Origin of the sequence: Pseudomonas sp. NFACC16-2 (genome assembly GCF_900119205.1) — a bacterium.
Classification (GTDB): Bacteria; Pseudomonadota; Gammaproteobacteria; order Pseudomonadales; family Pseudomonadaceae; genus Aquipseudomonas; species Aquipseudomonas fluorescens_Q.
In genome coordinates this window covers 1-18,428 of the sequence record NZ_FPIX01000052.1, presented here as the reverse complement: position 1 = coordinate 18,428, position 18,428 = coordinate 1, and the positions used below count along the sequence as shown (strand labels likewise).

Annotated in this window: 18 protein-coding genes; 5 read left to right on the top strand and 13 right to left on the bottom strand. The window is 60.3% G+C overall.

The window, feature by feature from the left end; translation table 11 throughout:
* Window positions 1-29: 29 nt before the first annotated feature.
* A complete protein-coding gene (locus BT116_RS26940) occupies window positions 30-524 on the top strand; it encodes a GNAT family N-acetyltransferase (RefSeq protein WP_072348553.1) in 495 nt (164 codons plus the stop codon).
* Between the two features lie 24 nt (window positions 525-548).
* Here BT116_RS26940 and BT116_RS26935 read toward each other — a convergent pair whose 3' ends face one another.
* Together BT116_RS26935 and BT116_RS31130 are read right to left on the bottom strand one after the other, a co-directional pair.
* Window positions 549-2,288 (bottom strand): phosphoethanolamine transferase CptA, encoded by a 1,740-nt coding sequence (locus tag BT116_RS26935; protein WP_072348551.1) that lies wholly within the window; start codon window positions 2,286-2,288, stop codon window positions 549-551.
* Between the two features lie 373 nt (window positions 2,289-2,661).
* Window positions 2,662-2,835: a DUF6026 family protein gene (locus BT116_RS31130; protein WP_170845969.1), complete on the bottom strand. Its 174-nt coding sequence runs from the start codon at window positions 2,833-2,835 to the stop codon at window positions 2,662-2,664.
* Window positions 2,836-3,109: 274 nt separating this feature from the next.
* On the opposite strand from BT116_RS31130, the gene gnd reads away from it, so the two are divergent.
* Genes gnd through BT116_RS26920 form a run of 3 tightly spaced genes read left to right on the top strand, consistent with a single transcriptional unit; the run spans window position 3,110 to window position 6,425 of the window.
* Complete coding sequence (gene gnd / locus BT116_RS26930; protein ID WP_072348548.1) at window positions 3,110-4,090, top strand: phosphogluconate dehydrogenase (NAD(+)-dependent, decarboxylating); 981 nt, start codon at window positions 3,110-3,112, stop codon at window positions 4,088-4,090.
* On the top strand, window positions 4,087-5,607 hold the full coding sequence (zwf, locus tag BT116_RS26925) for a glucose-6-phosphate dehydrogenase (protein ID WP_072348546.1): 1,521 nt from the start codon (window positions 4,087-4,089) through the stop codon (window positions 5,605-5,607). The genes gnd and zwf overlap by 4 nt, the downstream gene beginning before the upstream one ends.
* On the top strand, window positions 5,604-6,425 hold the full coding sequence (locus BT116_RS26920; protein ID WP_072348544.1) for a Cof-type HAD-IIB family hydrolase: 822 nt from the start codon (window positions 5,604-5,606) through the stop codon (window positions 6,423-6,425). Before zwf ends, BT116_RS26920 begins: the two co-directional genes overlap by 4 nt.
* Before the next feature lie 145 nt (window positions 6,426-6,570).
* Here BT116_RS26920 and nhaB read toward each other — a convergent pair whose 3' ends face one another.
* The 3 genes from nhaB to BT116_RS26905 form a co-directional block, all read right to left on the bottom strand.
* The gene (gene nhaB, locus BT116_RS26915) at window positions 6,571-8,073 is read right to left on the bottom strand and encodes a sodium/proton antiporter NhaB (protein ID WP_072348542.1); all 1,503 of its coding nucleotides are present in this window, start codon (window positions 8,071-8,073) and stop codon (window positions 6,571-6,573) included.
* 95 nt (window positions 8,074-8,168) lie between these two features.
* A complete protein-coding gene (locus BT116_RS26910; RefSeq protein WP_072348541.1) occupies window positions 8,169-9,458 on the bottom strand; it encodes a hypothetical protein in 1,290 nt (429 codons plus the stop codon).
* Between the two features lie 183 nt (window positions 9,459-9,641).
* On the bottom strand, window positions 9,642-9,908 hold the full coding sequence (locus BT116_RS26905) for a hypothetical protein (RefSeq protein ID WP_013693488.1): 267 nt from the start codon (window positions 9,906-9,908) through the stop codon (window positions 9,642-9,644).
* Window positions 9,909-10,249: 341 nt separating this feature from the next.
* Here BT116_RS26905 and BT116_RS26900 point away from each other — a divergent pair, with 341 nt between their 5' ends.
* Window positions 10,250-11,575: a sigma-54 dependent transcriptional regulator gene (locus BT116_RS26900; protein WP_072348539.1), complete on the top strand. Its 1,326-nt coding sequence runs from the start codon at window positions 10,250-10,252 to the stop codon at window positions 11,573-11,575.
* A gap of 49 nt (window positions 11,576-11,624) precedes the next feature.
* Here the strand turns inward: BT116_RS26900 and BT116_RS26895 are convergent, their stop codons facing one another.
* The 8 genes from BT116_RS26895 to pnuC all read right to left on the bottom strand — a co-directional run bounded on the left by BT116_RS26895 (window position 11,625) and on the right by pnuC (window position 18,174).
* The gene (locus tag BT116_RS26895; RefSeq protein WP_063320886.1) at window positions 11,625-12,905 is read right to left on the bottom strand and encodes a transporter; all 1,281 of its coding nucleotides are present in this window, start codon (window positions 12,903-12,905) and stop codon (window positions 11,625-11,627) included.
* A 46-nt stretch (window positions 12,906-12,951) separates the two neighbouring features.
* Window positions 12,952-13,698, bottom strand: a complete 747-nt coding sequence (locus tag BT116_RS26890) for a hypothetical protein (protein ID WP_063320887.1) — start codon at window positions 13,696-13,698, stop codon at window positions 12,952-12,954.
* Between the two features lie 58 nt (window positions 13,699-13,756).
* A complete protein-coding gene (locus tag BT116_RS26885) occupies window positions 13,757-14,437 on the bottom strand; it encodes a C39 family peptidase (RefSeq protein WP_063320888.1) in 681 nt (226 codons plus the stop codon).
* Between the two features lie 236 nt (window positions 14,438-14,673).
* Entirely contained in the window at window positions 14,674-15,666 is a 993-nt protein-coding gene (locus tag BT116_RS26880; RefSeq protein ID WP_072348537.1) for a heme utilization protein, read from the bottom strand.
* 59 nt (window positions 15,667-15,725) lie between these two features.
* Window positions 15,726-16,319, bottom strand: coding sequence for an adhesin (locus BT116_RS26875; protein ID WP_072348535.1), 594 nt, complete (start codon window positions 16,317-16,319; stop codon window positions 15,726-15,728).
* A 1-nt stretch (window position 16,320) separates the two neighbouring features.
* Window positions 16,321-16,767 (bottom strand): hypothetical protein, encoded by a 447-nt coding sequence (locus tag BT116_RS26870; RefSeq protein WP_072348533.1) that lies wholly within the window; start codon window positions 16,765-16,767, stop codon window positions 16,321-16,323.
* Between the two features lie 322 nt (window positions 16,768-17,089).
* Window positions 17,090-17,614 (bottom strand): AAA family ATPase, encoded by a 525-nt coding sequence (locus BT116_RS26865; protein ID WP_072348581.1) that lies wholly within the window; start codon window positions 17,612-17,614, stop codon window positions 17,090-17,092.
* Window positions 17,611-18,174: a nicotinamide riboside transporter PnuC gene (pnuC, locus tag BT116_RS26860; RefSeq protein WP_072348531.1), complete on the bottom strand. Its 564-nt coding sequence runs from the start codon at window positions 18,172-18,174 to the stop codon at window positions 17,611-17,613. The genes BT116_RS26865 and pnuC overlap by 4 nt, the downstream gene beginning before the upstream one ends.
* Window positions 18,175-18,428 lie beyond the last annotated feature (254 nt).

Genomic DNA, 18,428 nt, shown 5'->3' with positions numbered 1-18,428 from the left:
GCGGCACTAACGAAGTGAGATGGAAGGTCATGGAAGAAGCCAAGGACATCCTTGTACTGCAAGCCAGCTACACCAACCCGGTCCACGCAGAAGCGATCTGTCATGTGCTCAATGGCTATGCGCAGGACCCGATGGGCGGGGGGCATCCCTTGCCGGCCGAGGTGCTGCTGCACCTGCCCGAGGAACTGGCCAAGCGCCCTCATGCCTTCAGCGTGTTGGCTTTCGTCAACGGCGAACCGGCGGGGCTGGTCAATTGTTTCGAAGGTTTTTCAACCTTTGCCTGCCGGCCGCTGGTGAATATCCACGACGTGGCGGTCATGAAGGATTTTCGCGGTCTCGGGTTGAGCCAGAAGATGTTGCAGAAGGTTGAGGACATCGCCCGCCAGCGTGGTTGCTGCAAGATTACCCTTGAAGTGCTGGAGGGCAATGCCGTGGCCCAGGCCAGCTATGCCAAGTTCGGCTTTGCCGCCGGCATGTTCGACCCGGCCCACGGGCCTATGGAGTTCTGGATCAAGCCCCTGTAAAAGCGGGCTTCTGATGGGTTTCGGTTATTTCTGCACGACTGCGGCCGCCGGTGCCTTGGGTTGCATCAGGCTGAAGTCGATCAGGGCCTTGCGTGGGGTTTGATAGGGGTCGCCGATCAACAGTGGGCGAGCCTTGAAGTCCGCGCTGACCAGGCTCTTGCTGTGGTCCAGCTCATCAAAACTCAAGCCTGCCAGGTCTGCCCAGGTGTGAATCAGATGCGAGCTGCTGTAGGGACGCGACAGGTCGCCGGCAAAGTTCCAGTCATGGCTTTCGCGCCACTTGGGCGAGGCCCAGGCCATGAAGGGGATGGTGTACATCGGCGCGGTCGGCTTGCCTTCGTTACGGCCCAGTGTGTCGTGGCCGGCGGAGTCGAACACGTCTTCACCATGGTCAGACAGGTACAGCAGGAAGCCGTTGGGGTCGGTCTTGGCGTAGTCCTTGATCAGGCTGGACACGACGAAGTCGTTGTACAGCACCGCGTTATCGTAGCTGTTGTAGGTCGGGACCTGATCATCACGCACGCCCGCCGGTACGCCTTGGCGGTCGGTGAACTTGTTGAAGGTCGGCGGATACCGGTACTGGTAGCTCATATGGGTGCCGAGCAGATGCACCACGATCAGCTTGCGCGGGGCGCTGTCGGCCAGGGCTTTGTTGAACGGCTCGATCACATCGCCATCGTACTGCGCGGCATTCTGATTGCGGTTGTTGTTCAGGTACACCTGCTCGTCGGCCTGCTGGGAAAACGTCGTGAGCATGGTGTTGCGCTTGGTCATGGTCTGCTGGTTGGTGATCCAGAAGGTCTTGTAGCCGGCCTGTTTCATCATGCTCACCAGCGACGGGGTGCTCAGGTACAGGTCCGGGTTCTGTTCGTCGGCGAACGTCAGCACCTGCTGCAGCGCTTCGATGGTGTAGGGGCGGGGGGTGATGACGTTGTCGAACACCGACAGCTGGTCCTTGAGCTTGTCCAGCTCAGGCGTGGTTTCCCGCGGGTAACCGTAGAGGCTCATGCGCTGGCGGTTGGTGGATTCACCGATCACCAGCACCAGAGTGGCCGGTTGGTCGGCCATGGCGTCCTTGAGGTTGCGCAGTGGCGCGATCTTGCTGGCGCTGTGGAGCATGCCTTGCATGTTCTCCAACTGCTCACCGTAGCGACGATAAGCCACGAGCATTTGCCATGGCACGGCTGGCTCGATGCGATCTTCGAATTTCTCCAGGCCACCGGCTAAGCTGCCGGTCCGCTGGGTCTGCTTGATCAGCGGATAGCCGACCACGGCCAAGACAATGGCGGCGGCTGCGACCATGGCCTGGCCCCGGGGCAGGTACACCGGGCGCAGACGTGTCCAGAGCCAATAGCCGACGGCGGTGTGGGCCAGGAACGCCGCCACCATCCACCAGGCAAAATACTGTGTCAGGTACTCGCCGGCTTCAGACACGTTCGATTCGAACATGATGAAGATGACGCTCTGGGAAAATTCTTGCTGGTAAATGAAGAAGTAGCCCAGGCTGGCCATGGAGCAGGCCCACAGCACCACGCCGATCAAGGCGGCGAGCACGCGCGTGCGGGCGGGGAAGAGCAGCAGGGGCGCCAACCACACCGCGCTCATCACGAACGCTTGGCGAAAGCCGGTGAAGCCAGAGGTGTCGCTCAACAGAATGAGCAGTTGGGTGATGCCAGAGAAGTACCAGAAGAACAGAAACAGCCAGCCAAGCCCGGCCCAGTCGAAACCTTTCGCAGTCGTTTTGCTGCGTTTGAACAAACTCATCAAGCGCTCCAGCCTTTGTCGACGAAGCTGTCGGCACCGGATTGGTGACCGCAGGCATGCGCCGAGCAACCTTAAAGGCGCAGAGTATTACGAGCCGGTTGTGAAAACTTTGTGAGTTTTTCGGATACAAAACGCACATGAGGTGCGAATGCACCTGTGGCAAGGGGATTTGTCTCTAGGGGCAGGACCTGTGGGAGCAAGGCTTGCCCGCGATAGCCAAGCCGCGGTCGTACAGCTGAACCGCGTTATCGTTCATCGCGGGCAAGCCTTGCTCCCACAGATAGAATTCTCGCCGCAAGTGGGCACGGCAGGACTACATGGAAGTGACACTGTTTGACCAGCGTCACTTCTTCAACCGTGCCTCTGGGGGCGGTTACCGGGCCAGGGACTGGCTCTGGTGGGGCAGCTGTGCATATTGCAACTGCATGCGCAACTGCGTCACTTCATCAAGCAGTAGATCGCGTTCTTCCTTGAGTAGGCGCAATTCATCGCGACGAATGGTCACATAAAGGGTTTGGGGAGGACGTGCGGTAACGACAGGGCCCATTGCTCACCTCGCAAATGGCGTACATCAACTATAGAGATGTCGCCAGTATTTGGTCGACACCTCTACTATCGGCGCCGATTCTGATTTCTTTTGCTTGTGATTGGAACTTTTTTATTTTTCATGGTCGCTGTGTCTTCGGCCGGATCTTGAGCGTTATCCCTTGTGATCGCTCGAATTACCCGGAAACTATGCAGCAATGCTCTGGACTAACCTCCACGTGTCGTACGAGCTAAACCTTTGACTTACCTTTATTTGTAGTAGGGAGCATCAGCACATGCAACTCGGGATCATTGGACTGGGCCGCATGGGCGGCAATATTGCGCGGCGCCTGATGCTCAATGGGCACACCACCGTTGTCTATGACCGCAATGCCGCTTTTGTCGAAAACCTGTGCCAGGATGGCGCCACGGGCGTCGCGGACCTGCCGGCACTGGTCGCCGGGCTGGAGAAACCACGGGCGGTCTGGGTCATGCTGCCGGCCGGCGCGCCCACCGAAGACACCATCAACGTCCTCAGCGAGCTGTTGGAGCCGGGCGATGTGATCATTGACGGCGGTAACACGTACTACAAAGACGACATCCGTCGCGCCCAGGCCCTGTCGGAAAAAGGCCTGAGCTACATCGATGTTGGCACCTCCGGCGGCGTTTGGGGCCTGGAGCGCGGTTACTGCATGATGATTGGCGGCGATGCCGAAGTGGTGAAGCGCCTGGACCCATTGTTCGACAGCCTGGCCCCAGGCATGGGCGACATCCCGCGCACCCGTGACCGCAAATCCGACGATGACCGCGCCGAACGTGGCTACATTCACGCGGGCCCGGCCGGTTCGGGGCATTTCGTGAAGATGATCCACAACGGCATCGAATACGGCATGATGCAGGCCTTCGCCGAGGGCTTTGACATCCTCAAGACCAAATCCAGCGAAAGCCTGCCAGCGGAGCAGCGCTTCGACCTGAACCTGGCCGATATCGCCGAAGTCTGGCGGCGCGGCAGCGTGGTGTCGTCCTGGTTGCTGGACTTGACCGCCGATGCGCTGGCCAGCGATCCGAAACTGGACGGCTTTTCCGGCGAAGTCGCCGACAGCGGTGAAGGACGCTGGACCATCGAGGCTGCCATCGAGCAAGCGGTGCCGGTTCCGGTCCTGTCCAGTTCGTTGTTTGCCCGTTTCCGCTCGCGCCAGCAAAGCACGTACGGTGACAAAATGCTCTCGGCCATGCGCTTCGGCTTTGGCGGCCACGTGGAGACGCCGAAAAAATGACCTCGATCGGCAGCAAATCCAAGGCAGAACCCGCGCCGCCGACCACGTTGTTTCTGTTCGGCGCCCATGGCGATCTGGTCAAGCGTCTGCTGATGCCGGCCCTTTACCACCTCAGTCGCGACGGTCTGCTGGGCGATGGGCTGCGCATCATCGGGGTTGACCACAACGCCATCAGCGATGTGGATTTTGCCAAGAAACTCGAGGACTTCATCCGTAACGAAGCGGCGAGCAAGGGCGGCGATGCCGATCGGGCGCTCGATCCGGTGCTCTGGGCCAAGCTGGCCAAGGGCATCAGCTACGTCCAGGGTGATTTCCTCGATGAGAGCACCTACCAGGCGCTGGCGGCGAAAATCGCCACCAGCGGCACCGGCAACGCGGTTTTCTATCTGGCGACCGCGCCGCGTTTTTTCAGTGAAGTGGTCAGCCGCCTCGGTGCGGCAGGGCTGCTTCAGGAGCAGGAAGGGGCCTTCCGTCGCGTGGTGATCGAAAAGCCGTTCGGCTCCGACCTGCACACTGCCGAAGCGCTGAACGCTTGCCTGCTCAAGGTCATGAGCGAGAAGCAGATCTATCGCATCGACCATTACCTGGGCAAGGAAACGGTGCAGAACATTCTGGTCAGCCGTTTCTCCAACAGCCTGTTCGAGGCGTTCTGGAACAACCACTACATCGACCACGTACAAATCACCGCCGCCGAAACGGTCGGCGTGGAAACCCGTGGCAGTTTTTATGAACACACCGGCGCCCTGCGGGACATGGTGCCCAATCATCTTTTCCAACTGCTGGCGATGGTGGCCATGGAGCCGCCAGCGGCGTTTGGTGCCGATGCCGTGCGTGGCGAAAAGGCCAAGGTCGTCGGGGCGATCCGGCCCTGGTCGGTGGAGCAGGCCCGGGCTAACTCGGTCCGCGGCCAGTACACAGCCGGTGAAGTTGGCGGCAAGGCGGTCAACGGTTATCGCCAGGAGGCCAACGTGGCGCCCGACAGCAGCACCGAGACCTACGTCGCCCTCAAGGTCATGATCGATAACTGGCGCTGGGTCGGCGTGCCGTTTTACCTGCGCACCGGCAAGCGCATGAGCGTGCGGGACACGGAGATCGTCATCTGCTTCAAGCCCGCGCCATACGCGCAGTTTCGCGACACTGAAGTCGACGAACTGCAACCTACGTACCTGAGAATCCAGATCCAGCCCAATGAAGGCATGTGGTTCGACCTGTTGGCCAAGCGGCCGGGGCCGGCGCTCGACATGGCCAATATCGAATTGGGATTTGCCTACAAGGACTTCTTCGAAATGCAGCCATCCACGGGTTACGAAACCCTGATCTACGATTGCCTGACCGGTGACCAGACGCTGTTCCAGCGCGCTGACAACATCGAAAACGGCTGGCGCGCCGTGCAGCCGTTCCTCGATGCCTGGCAGCAGGACGCGGCATTCCAGCCCTACAAGGCCGGTGAAGATGGCCCGGCGGCCGCCGATGAATTGCTTACTCGCGACAGCCGCGTCTGGCATGGCCTCGGATGAGTGATCAGTTGAAGCATCCCATCCGCTTTTTGCTCAGTGACATGGACGGCACGTTGTTGCTGCCCGACCATAGCCTCAACCAACGCACCATCGAAGCCGTTCGTTCATTGCGTGAAGCTGGCGTGCTGTTCAGCCTGGCCACCGGACGACCGCCCCGGGCCATGTTGCAGCAGATCGAGGCCCTGGGCGTCGACCTGCCCACGGCGGCATTCAATGGCGGTACGCTGGTGCATCCGGACGGCAGTTTCCTCGCCGTGCATTACCTTCCGCCTGAGGCCGCGCTGACCACGCTGGCGTTGTACGCCGATCAACCCGGTATCGAGGTCTGGGTATTCGCCGACGGCGACTGGCTGGTGCGTGACGCCAACGGTCCGATGGTGCCGGTGGAAACCCGCGGCCTGGGTTATCCGCCGGTGCAGGTCGACAGCTTCGAACCCTACCTGGAGCGGATCGACAAGATCGTCGCCACCAGCGCCAATACGGATCTGCTGGTTGAGCTGGAGGCTCGCTTGCACCCGCTGCTCAAGGGCCAGGCCCAGGTGTCGCGTTCACAACCGATCTACCTGGACGTGACGGCGATGCAGGCCAACAAGGGCGAAGCACTCTTGACCCTGGCGAAGTTCCTGGATGTGCCACTGGAGCAGACAGCGGCCATGGGCGACGGTGGCAACGATCCGGCGATGTTCCATCGCGCGGGCTTGTCGATTGCCATGGGGCAGGCGGAGGAGGCGATCAAGCGTCAGGCCGATGTCATCACTGCAGCCGTTACCGAAGACGGCGCGGCGCTGGCGATCGAGCGGTATATCCTGCCGCGATAGACCGCCCTGGCTTTTGTGGCGAGGGAGCTTGCTCCCGCTGGGGCGCGAAGCGCCCCCCTGTACTTGCCTGACACACCGCAGTGTCAATGCTTTCTTGGGGCTGCTGCGCAGCCCAGCGGGAGCAAGCTCCCTCGCCACGGGGTTTCTACAGCCAGTAAGTCACCGCATACCAGCCCAAGCCACCCATCACCACGGTGTAGGGCAGTGCCATCCAGACCATCCGGCCATAGGACAGGCGAATCAGCGGGGCGATCGCCGAGGTCAGCAGGAACAGGAATGCCGCCTGGCCGTTGGGTGTGGCGACGCTCGGCAGGTTGGTGCCGGTGTTGATGGCCACCGCCAGGGTCTCGAACTGTTCGCGGCTCATGTGGCCGGATACGAAGGCCTGTTTGACCTCAGTAATGTAGATGGTTGCCACGAACACGTTGTCGCTGATGGCCGACAGCAAGCCATTGGCAATGAACAGCATGCCGGGCTGCCGGTCGGCGGGCAGGGCCAGGACCCACTGGATCAGCGGCGTGAACAGCTGCTGGTCGTGAATGACCGCTACCACTGCAAAGAACACCACCAGCAGCGCGGTGAACGGCATGGCGTCCTTGAACGCATTGCCAAGCCTGTGCTCGTCGGTGATACCGGTGAAGGCGGTAATCAACACGATGACCATCAGGCCGATCAGGCCGACTTCGGCAATGTGCAGGGCCAGGCCCACGATCAGGATTAGCGCGGCAATACCCTGGACGATCAAGGCGGCGCGTTGCCGTGCGGTGCGTTCACGATTGTCCTGCTCGGCATAATCGGCCAGCACGGTGCGTACGTTGTCCGGTAGCAGCGTGCCGTAACCGAACCAGCGCAGTTTTTCCAGGGCTACGCAGGTCACCAGCCCGGCCACCAGCACCGGCAGCGACACTGGCGCGACTTTCAGGAAAAAATCGACAAAATGCCAGTCCATTTCATGGCCGATCAGCAGGTTCTGCGGTTCGCCTACCAAGGTGCAGACGCCGCCCAGCGCCGTGCCGACGGCACCATGCATCAGCAGGCTGCGTAGAAACGCCCGAAACTGATTAAGATCTTCATGATGACTCGACGGCAGATCGTGGTCTTCATCGACATTGCTGTCCTGGCGCGGATCGTTGCCCGACGCCACACGGTGATACACCGCATAGAAGCCCACGGCGGCGCTGATGATCACCGCGGTGACGGTCAATGCGTCAAGGAATGCAGACAGGAACGCCGAGAGAAAGCAGAACATCAAGGACAGCAGCGCCTTGGAGCGCACACCCAAAAGCAAGCGCGAGAACAGGAACAGCAGCAGATCCTTCATGAAATAGATCCCGGCCACCATGAACATCAGCAGCAGGATGACCGGAAAGTTGTGCAGCAGCTCATCGTATAGCGCCTTGGGCGTGGTCATGCCCATCACCAGCGCTTCGACCAGCAAAAGGCCGCCAGGCATCAGCGGATAGCATTTAAGGGCCATGGCGAGGGTGAAGATGAATTCCACCACCAGCATCCAACCGGCAACGACCGGGCCCAGGGTCCACAGCACCACGGCATTGAGGATCAGGAACGTGATGACGCACGCCTTGTACCAGCGTGGGGAATGCCCCAGAAAGTTATGTGCGAAAGCCTGAGCCATCGAACCGGACATTGGCTGCTCCTTTTATTTAGAAGCGCGCAACTTGCCGTAAGAAATGAGGAATATCAAGAGTAAGAATAAATACCGTTCACTCGCGATAATCCTGCTCAGGCCCAATACCGCGCAACCACCGCTCGATAATGCCCCTGGAGCGAATAGCCGCCTACCAGAATTCTTCCATCAGCCTGCATAGCCAGGGAAGTGGCGGTGTCCAGGCTATAGCCGAGCCGAGTGCGAACCCAGCCCTTGCCTTGGCCGAAATCCGGGTCGAGGCTGGCATCCGGCAGATGTCGGGCAAGTACGAAGTCGGCCTCGATACCGCCGATCGTTGCGCCGGCGGTCACCAGTTTTCCGTCCGCTTGAAGCTGGGCGGCGGTCCACTGACTGGCAGTGCGCCCGATCGCCATGAGTTGGCACTGACCCTGGTTGCAATGACTGTCCGGCTTGCCGTCGGGGCGCACTTTCAAGGACAGGCTATGCATCGGATCACGGCTGCTGCCGAACACCTGCAGATCACCGCTCGCATCCTGAACGATTTGGCTGACCATCACGCTGTGCCCCTGGGCCAGGATGGACAGGAAGCCGTTTTCGCCGAAGCTGTCATCGAGTTGGCCGCTGCTGTCATAACGGGCAATCAGGCCATGCTGGGGCAAGTCAATGGCGCCGCCGACGACAATATGACCGTCAGCCTGGAGCAGCAGGCAGCCGAGCCAGGTATTTTTCAACAAGCGTCGGACCATCACGAACCCGCGACCGTTGAACGAGCAATCCAATGTCCCGTCGGGCAAGAGCCGGATCAGTACGCCGACATGGTCGGAAAATTGATAGTGGTGATTGGCGAGCACAAGGATCCGGCCATCGGCCTGCACTTGCATGTCGCAAGCCTCAAGTCCCGGCACGCCGGGCGGTAGCCAGGGGTCGCGCAGCCCTTGGGAGAGATTGCCGCAAAGCCTGATGATGTGCCGGCCGGCATTGCCGAAGCTTTGAACGGCGCAACCTTGCTGGTCGAACAGCGCCAGGGCGGGAAGGGTGTGGTCGTTGCTTTCATAGTGCAGGCCGGACAGCAGGATATGCCCATTGGGCAACACGATCACCTTGCCCGCCGTCGCTTCGAAACCGTGTTCAAACGCGCCGATCACGTAGCCGCGGGTGCCGAACTCCGGGTCAATTTCACCGTCGTGGTTGAGTCGCGCCAGCCCGAACCGACTGCCGTGGGCCGTCTCGATCCTGGCTGCCACCAGGATTTGTCCGGCATGATCGAGCGTCAATCCGGTGGTCAGGCTCGAGGTACTGTTTTCGAAATGAACCCAGGCTTTGCCGTTGGTGGCAAAGCCTGGGTCGAGTTGTCCGGCGTGGGCCATGGCCCTGGGGGACACAAACGCGAACTGATCGAGCATGCCTGCCTCTCCTTGCGTGTCGAGCAGCCCGAAAGGGCGACGACTGCATGAGGGCAACATTCAATCCCTGAATGTGACAATGCACAACTGTCATGTTCTACGGATACAGCGGCAATTCGTGCCATAACGATGGCTTTACAACCCAGAGCCAAGCCTGCAATTGATAACAGGCTTTACCGGTGGTTATTCAGGCATCGACCAGGATTGCAATGTATAGCCTTCCTGGCTCAGTTCGGCACGGGCCTGTTTCAACAGATCGGCCAGTTGGACCGGGTCGGTATAGGCGCTGCTTGGAATTTGGGTGCGGCCAATATGGGTATTGGTGCGGTCGATGACGGTCAGGCTAAGTTCACCGTTACCGTCTTGTGGAGCCCAGGCCACGCATTGGAAAGGACGGAATGCGCGGTCGGCAATCAAAAGAGCTTCGTTGATACGGAGCGGGGCGTTCATGGCGTTTTCTCTTAAGTGTGCCCAAACAAATGATGTGCCGTCGGTTGGGCGTACCGTGCGGCTGGTTACTTGTACTGATGTCCCGAACCCGCAGGCGGGTCACACATTATTTAAATAAATTTCGATTTTCTTTCAGACCAGGCTTTCGGGCTTTTGTTTGAAAGCCCCTGAAACAAAACAGGGCTGAGATAACTAACGAAACGCCTGCTTATAACCAGTTTGAAGCGACCTCGATAATCAATTGATACAAGGGGGCGTCAACTTCTTGCTACTGTTACATGCAGGTTTGCCAAACGACTGTTTCTAATCATATTTCCTTATTTTGACGCCAAGGATCAGTCATGATCGAAGCCAGTACGTCACGTCGTCTGCTCGTGGTTGATCCCTGCGATGATTGTCATCGCCTGTTGCCAGGTCTGCGCACCATTGGCTGGGATGTGGACAGTTGCTCCCTCGAACACGCCAGCGATCGGACGTGCGACGTCGGCCTTTTACGGTTGCAGCCTTTTCATCTGGAGCGCCCGGAAGCGGTCAAGGAGTTGATCAGCCGTAGCGGCACCGAATGGATCGCCGTGCTCGACCAGGAAGTGTTGCGCCTGCAAAACGTCGGTGATTTTGTCTGTGAATGGTTTTTCGACTTTCATACCTTGCCCTTCGACGTGTCCAGGGTCCAGGTGACACTGGGCCGGGCGTTTGGCATGGCGCGCCTGCGGGGGCAGGGCTCGATCCACATCGATCAACCCGAACATCAACTGCTGGGCGACAGCAAGCCGATTCGCGAGCTGCGCAAATTGTTGAGCAAGCTGGCGCCCGCCGAGTCGCCGGTATTGATTCGCGGGGAGAGCGGTACCGGCAAGGAGCTGGTGGCGCGCACCCTGCATTGTCAGTCTCACCGGCGCAACAAGCCGTTCATCGCCATCAACTGCGGTGCCATCCCCGAGCACCTGATCCAGTCCGAGTTGTTCGGGCATGAGAAGGGCGCGTTCACCGGGGCTCACCAACGCAAGATCGGGCGGATCGAGGCGGCCCATGGCGGGACGTTGTTTCTCGATGAAATCGGCGACCTGCCGTTGGAGCTACAGGCCAATCTGCTGCGTTTCCTGCAGGAAAAACACATTGAGCGGGTCGGTGGCAGCCAGCCGATCGCGGTCGATGTGCGGGTCTTGGCTGCCACTCATGTGGACCTTGAGGCGGCCATCGAGCACAAGCGGTTTCGCGAAGACCTGTATTACCGCTTGAACGTGTTGCAAGTAGTGATGGCGCCGCTGCGCGAGCGTCATGGTGACCTGGCGATGCTGGCCAGCCACTTTTCCCATTTCTACAGCCAGGAAACCGGTCGCCGTCCCCGCAGTTTCAGCGACGACGCGCTGGTGGCGATGGGCATGCATGACTGGCCCGGCAATGTGCGCGAGCTGGCCAACCGCGTCCGTCGCGGTCTGGTGTTGGCCGAAGGGCGTCAAATCGAAGCCCGGGACCTCGGTCTGGCCAGCCACAATGGCGTCGCGGCGCCGATGGGTACGCTGGAGGACTACAAGACCCGCGCCGAGCGCCAGGCCTTGAGCGATGTGCTCAACCGTCACAGCGACAACCTGAGCGTGGCCGCCAGGGTGCTGGGCGTGTCCCGGCCGACATTCTATCGCCTGCTGCACAAGCATCAGATCCGCTGACTCAAGCCCGCACAAACACCTTTGTGGGAATCACATATCCCTGAGGGCATCAGAAGTAGTACGGGAATTTCAGGCTAAAGGTGAAATCCGGTGCGTCGTCGGTCAGCCCGATGGACAGGTTGGGTACGATGGTCAGGTTGTCGGACGCGGCGACGGTCATGCCGATGTTGAAGTAGCCGGCGTTGGCGTCGCTGGAGGTCACCGACTCCCAGTCGCCACCGTCCTGTTTGAGCTTGCTTTTCTTTTGGATCAGGTCAGAGACCGAGAACGACATGCTCATCTTCTCGTTCAAGGCAAAGGCGATGCCCGCGCCGAGCTGGAAGCTGTCGCCGATCCGCACCTTGCCTGGGACCTTCTGGTTGACTGTGGAACTGATGTCATCGAACGATTCTTCGAAGTTATGGGTGTAGGAGAGGGTGCCGAACAGCACCGCCGGATCGAAGGTCTTGACCAGCGAAAGCCCGGGCGTGATCGACCACACGCCGTTGCCGGTGGGCAGGTCGTCGGGCACGAACAGGTTGGTGTTGGCCTGGGATTGGCGCAGCTTGATGCCGAACGGGTCCTTGCCGGTGGGAGCCTTGACCCGCAGGGTGACCACCGCGTCCGGAGCGTTGATCGACTCATCCATGAACTTGTAGGCGATGCCGAAGTTGACGTCGCCGATGGTCGGATCGCGGGTCACGGTTTCTTCGCTGGTGACCCCGGCCGCGCCGTTGTTCGCGCCGCCTGACTGATAGGTGGATTCGCGATAGACCACCGGGACGTTGAGGTCGAACTGCCAGCGATTATCGAAGTTATAGCGACCGGTGAGGTCCAGCGTCCAGGTGTCGGCCTTGATCCGGTCAAGGTTGATGTTGCCCAGGAAAATCGAATCCAGGGCCAGGAAACCATTGAGGATCAGTTGCCGCGTGTCGTAGCGTGAATAGGTCACGCCGGTCTCGAAACTGAACTTGCCGCCGCCAAAGAAGCCGCTGGCCTCGTCATAGAGATTGGAGACACTCTGGGCCGGTTGGGAATCATCGGCCAGGGATTGCCCATAGCCGCTGCCGCCGGCCGTTGTCGCGCCGCCGGCCACGGTCTGGTTGCCTTTCATGTCGGCCGGGGATTTGGCCAGGCGCTTGGGCTGTGGCGTGGCGGGTTGATCCTCCACCTGGCGAACCCGCTGTTCGAGCACCGCCAGGGCTTTCTGCTGGACCTCGTATCGTTGCTTGAGCTCAAGAAGTTCCTGTTTCAGCGCCTCGATGTCTGCATCCGGGGCCGCGTGCAACACGGCCGCCGGGAACAACGTGCTTAAACACATCACAGCGCGCAACGATACGGATCGATACATGAAATATGCCGTCCCTATTTGCCCAATGATCGGAAAACAGCGTAGTTCAATAACCGAGGTTACGGAGGCCGCGCAGTTGGGTCAGGTTGCAGTCCAATGCCCCGGCACTGGGGCCGTTGTTGTTCAGCACCACGTTGAGCTGCGTCATGTTGTTGACCAGGTTGCTATTGCCCAGCAGGCGAGTGTTTTGCAGCAAGCCGCCCTGGGCCACTTGTTGCAGGGTGCCGCCCTGGTTGTGGCTGGCCTGGATCGCCATTTGCACGCCGTTGCCGGTGGCGGTGACCGCGACGCTGCCGGCGGCGTTGCTGCCGCTGATGGTCTGGCCCTTGGTTAGCAGTTGGCCTTGGGAGGGGACGAGCGCAGGCGCCTGGTTGCTCTCTTTCACATTGATGTTGACGTTGTTGTAGGCCGTGTTGCCGTCGCCGGCGGCACGCACGCTCTGGGTCACGCCCTGGCTCGTGCCAAGGCCGGCACCACCGGTAATGTTGCCGCTGCCCTGTTCCGGAGCGCTGCCGTTACCGGTCTGCTTGATGGTCGAGACGTAGAATTCGGGTTTGACGGTGGCGGCCTGGATCTGCATGGTGCTGGTGGCGCCGATCAAGTCGCCGCTGGCGTTGCGCCAGGTACTGCTCATGACGATGCCGAAGCTGATGACTCGGCCGGGCATGACATAACGACCGCGCAGCTCGGCAAGCTCCTGGTCCTTGACTTCGATGGGTTTGAAGCCGGCATGGGCAAAGCCCGAGGCCGTCGCGAGCAGGCAGGCCAGCGACAGCCAGTGTGAGGTTTTCATGTGCTGCTCCCGGAGCGTCCTGCTCCTTTTTGTACTTATGTTGGCAGTGGGTCGGCGATTAAAAAAAGTCGCTCTGTATGAAACCGAAATCCATCAGTTCCGCATCCCTGACCGGGTTGAAACCGTCCAGCTTGTTACGGGCTGTCAGGGGTTGCGGAGGGCTGCGTAGTGCATTGGTCTTGTCATAGCCCGGGCCAACGATCGCAAAGACGATGCCGTTCCAGCCTTTGACGAACTCATCGTGGGCGTAGCGCTTGTGCCCCAGCACCGGGTCGCCGATGTAGACCCATTGCTTGTCGGCCCGCTGCAACACCACGAAGTGCTTGTAGCCGCGTATCTCCATCAGGACCACCACCGGGATCGTCACCGCTTCGAGTTTCTCAGGCGGTATCCGGTAGCCTCGGGCGCGCATGCCGATGGTTTCCACGTAGCGCTTCATGTCCAGCATGGAAAACCCTTGGGTGCGAACCAGGTTCTGGTCGGCATTGACCAACATGCCTTTGATGACGTGCTCTTCATCGACGTCAAGCCAGTAGGCCTGGCGCAGCACCGTGGCCAGCGCGGCGGCGCCGCAACTGAAATCGGTTTTCTGCTCGACGATGTCGCTGAATTTGCGTTCGCGTACGCTTTGCACCGGTTTGTAGACCAGCATGCCGCCAGGCAGGGCGGCGACTGGCATCTGCGCTGCTTCAGCCACGCAGGCCAGGCAGAGCAGCAGGGAAACGGCAGTGACACGCATGATCAATACGCCTAATGAACATCCAGGGAAAAAAAGCCCCTTTGCGTGTCATGTCGTTCATTTCAAAGCGTTGAACTGAGTCCGTGGCGAGGGAGCTTGCTCCCGCTTGAGTGCGAAGCACTCATAACCAGTGGGTCTGCTTCGCAGCCCAGCGGGAGCAAGCTCCCTCGCCACAAGATTCACTCACGTCCTGAGTGGACAGCATTACCGTTGCCGGGGCTTCGTTTCATGCGCGCTTACATGCAAGCCTTGCAGCCGGCAGCGATGGACAGCGAATTGCTCTGCTGGTTGCCCACGCCTGCCGACACGTTGGCGCCGCCGTTACCGGAGAAGCCGTTCATGGAGTTGGTCATGGTGGCGTTGTTGATCACAGGGTTTTTCCAACCGTCGCGGGTCAGCACCTGCTGGGTGTTGCTGCCGGCCAGCTCGAAGGTCCCCACGGCGGAGAACTTGAACTTGTCGTCATCGTGACCGCCGCCATAGCCGCCGCCTTTGTTGTCCCAGCCGCCGTGATCGTTGTCTTCGGCGGTACCGGTACCTTTGGCCTTGAACGTGCCGGAGGCGCTGTAGGTGCTGGTGAGGGTGTCGGTCTTGTAGGTCCGCACGCCTTTGTTGTCGACCACAAGGCCGGTGGAGGACTGGTCAGCCGCGGCAGAGGCCTGTGCGACACGGCCCCCGGATACGGCGATGGCCAGGTTGTTTTTCTGTTGGTTGAAGTTCCCGGCGGTCACGTTGATGCCGATGTTGCCGGAGCCACTGTTGCCTGCATTGGTGAGCGAGGCGTTGTTTTGCGTCGAGTTGTTCTTGACGTAGTTGTTGTTATTGACCTGCGTGGCGCTGGAGGCGGCGACAGCCGAGCCGAAGATAAAGCTTTCGTCGGCGGTGGCCAGGGCGGCGGCGTTGTCCTGCTGGTTGCCGTCGCCGCCGGCAATGTTGGCGCCCATATTGCCGTTGCTGCCATTGAGCGAGTCAGTGGCTTCAGCGGTGTTTCTGGTGGCCTGGTTGGTCACCACGTTACCGTCGCTGTTCTGCTCATCCAGCACCGTAGCCCCAGCGCCGGCATTGATGGAGAGCAATTGATCCAGCGTCGGCCCTTGCTGATGGCCATTGCCGTGACCGTGACCATTGCCATGGCCATTATTGTTGTCGTTTCCTCCAGCCTGTGCCGCCATTGTCATGACCGCGGCGAGAGCGAAAACCAATGGTTTGAGTGCCATTGTAGGTTTCATGGTGTTTCTCCTTGCGTGTCGTTGGTTAAGTGTCAGTACTTTCTTATGTAGCCTCCGGGTCAATCCGCGACTCGGATGCTCAGGGTGTTAGCCATGCGGTTTCCCACCCCTGCGCTCTGGTTCACCTGGATTACCCCTCGGCTGCCGGTGAAGGCCTGGTCGCTGGTAACGACCTGGCGACTGCCGGTTGGGGCGCCAGTTGTTCCTGAGTTCGGTAGCAACGCCACGTTCTGTTGAGACAGGGCGCTGTCGTCAATGCTCTGCGGATGGGCACTGATGCCCACCCGCATGACATTGGCCATCTGGTTGTTGGCCCCGGCGGACTGGTTGACGCCCAGCACACCGTTGCCGTTGGTGAAGGAGTGGCCGCCGATACGGGCGGTGGCGGTCATGGAAGGGTCGGCCGGCGTGTCGACGCGTTGCTGCACGCGGGTGTTGGCCTGGGCGTGGCTGCCAATGGCGATGGCCCGGGTGTTGGTTTGCTGGATCTGGTTGCCGGCGGCTTGGTTGACGTTGAAGTTGCCGGTGTAGTGGCTGCCGGAATCCTGCAGGTTGGCGTTACTGACCACCGCAACACCTGGATCGGCAAATACGGTGAAAGAACTGAGCAGGGAAAGCATGAACAGGGCGAGCAGAAACAGCACGGGTTTCATATCACTGACCTCCTGCCAGTCGACCCAGCGGGGCCAGGCCGGAACTCAGCGAGCGGTTGATGGTGCCGGAGATCGCGCCGCCGCTACCGCCACCGTGACCGGCATTCATGCCCGGCATGCCGTTGGGATTGGTCACGACGTTCAGACCTTGCACGCCAGTATTCGGATTGACGGTGTTGCGGATCGACGAGCCGCTGGCCACGCTGGCGAATTCGCCGTCGCTCAGTTCGGTGCTAGCGGTCGCCTGGTTGATTCGTTCGGAGGGGTTGGCATTGACGGTGGTTGGGTAGGGATCTTTGCCACCGTTGCGACCAATTGCGATGGGCTGCACGTCACGGTTGAGCACAATGACGCCGTTGCCCTCGGCCTGCGCTGGCAGACTGAGCATTGCGCTGGCGGCGCAGCCGATCAATAGCAGACAGGTCAAACTTCTCTCGAAAGTCCCCACGGCATCGATTCCTTCTTCGGTGGGCTGGCCTTGGTCCAGCGTTGCGAAGTGGGGCAGAGCAGGTGTCGTGCCGAGTTTTTAAATACCTTTTAATTCAATGAGTTGTGTTTTTTGATGAGCTGCCGGGTAGAGGGGGTGTTTCAGCACTGAGACAGGGAGAGTGGTGACCAATCGGTCACCTATTGTTCCAGGGCTCTGGATCCTGGCTTTTGGGCGGGTGTTTCAGAAGCTTGACAGTCTTGATGGCAATTTGGTGAAGCGGCGTTGGATCCGGGTTTGGAGCGACTGCGTTGTTTCAAGAATGGAACAGATCACCCTGCGATCAGGCTTGAAGCAGCTGGGTAACGGCGGCGAACACTTGCTGTTGGCGTTGCACCCAATTGCCCTCAATGACCTGGAACGGTCGCTGATGTTCCCTCAGCCAAGCCTCGATCGCCTCAAAAAACGCCTGCCGTTCCACCAGCTCGGGTTGGCAGCGCAAGCCGTCGCCGGTCCATTCGACCTGCTCGGGGCTCAGCAGCAAGTGCAGGTCATAATGGCGGGCCAGCAGGGCCGGCTCGAGCCAGTCCGGGCAGTCGCCGAACAGGGTCTGGCTCCAGAGGATGTTGCTCAGCAGGTGCGTGTCGAGGATCAACAGCGCCGGTCGGCGGGCACGCGCCTCATCTTCCCAGGCCAATTGGCCGGAGGCGATGTCGGTGATGTCCGCCAGGCAGGTATCGCGTTGGGTCTGCTCCATGAAATGGCGTACGTACTCATCCACCCGCACGCCGCCAAAGTGTTCCTGCAATTGCGCCGCCAGCCAACTCTTGCCGCTGGATTCCGGGCCGGTCAGCACCACCACCTTCATGCGCGCAGGGCCGGGTCGGCGCGCCATTCCCGCCAGCCTTGCACGGCCAACAGGGTGAACAGGGCATAGAGCGCGGCAGTCAGGTGCAAGCCTTTGTAGATGAACAGGCCGACGAAGATCACGTCCAGGGCAATCCACAGCGGCCAGCATTGCACGCGTTTCTGCGCCATCCACCACTGGGCCACGAGGCTGAAACCGGTGAGCGCGGCATCGAGCCAGGGCTGGGCGGCATCGGTCCAGTGGGCCATGGCGGCGCCCAACAGCAGGCTGCCTGCCGCACCGATAGCCAGGCCGCAGAGCACTGACGGCCCACCGAGACTGCTGACCTGGCGTCCATCGTGATTGTGTCCGGCACGGGTCCATTGCCACCAACCGTAGAGTTGCAGCACTGCGTAGACAACCTGCAGCAGCATGTCCGAGTACAACTTCACCTCGAAAAAAATCCAGCTGTACAGCAACACCATGACCAGGCCTATCGGCCAGCACCACGGGTTCTGCTTGACGGTCAACCAGACAGCGATCACGCCGAGGGCTGCGGCAAACAGTTCAAGCCCGGACATGGCGGTTCCTTGGGGAATAGAAGAGGGCGGCGATTGTAAACGCTATGGCGTGGGCAGCTCCAATACCAATGTTGAATGTGTCGTCGCTATCGCGAGCAAGGGATTACGATCATTCCCACGTTCCTGCCCTGGGAGTGTCGCCAGGGACGCTCCGCGTTCCGCTTCTGGAGGGTGACGCGGAGCGTCACGGGATGCATTACCACGCAGAGCGTGGGAACGATCGGGTCGCGGGGGCGGTGGAAGATCGTTCCTCA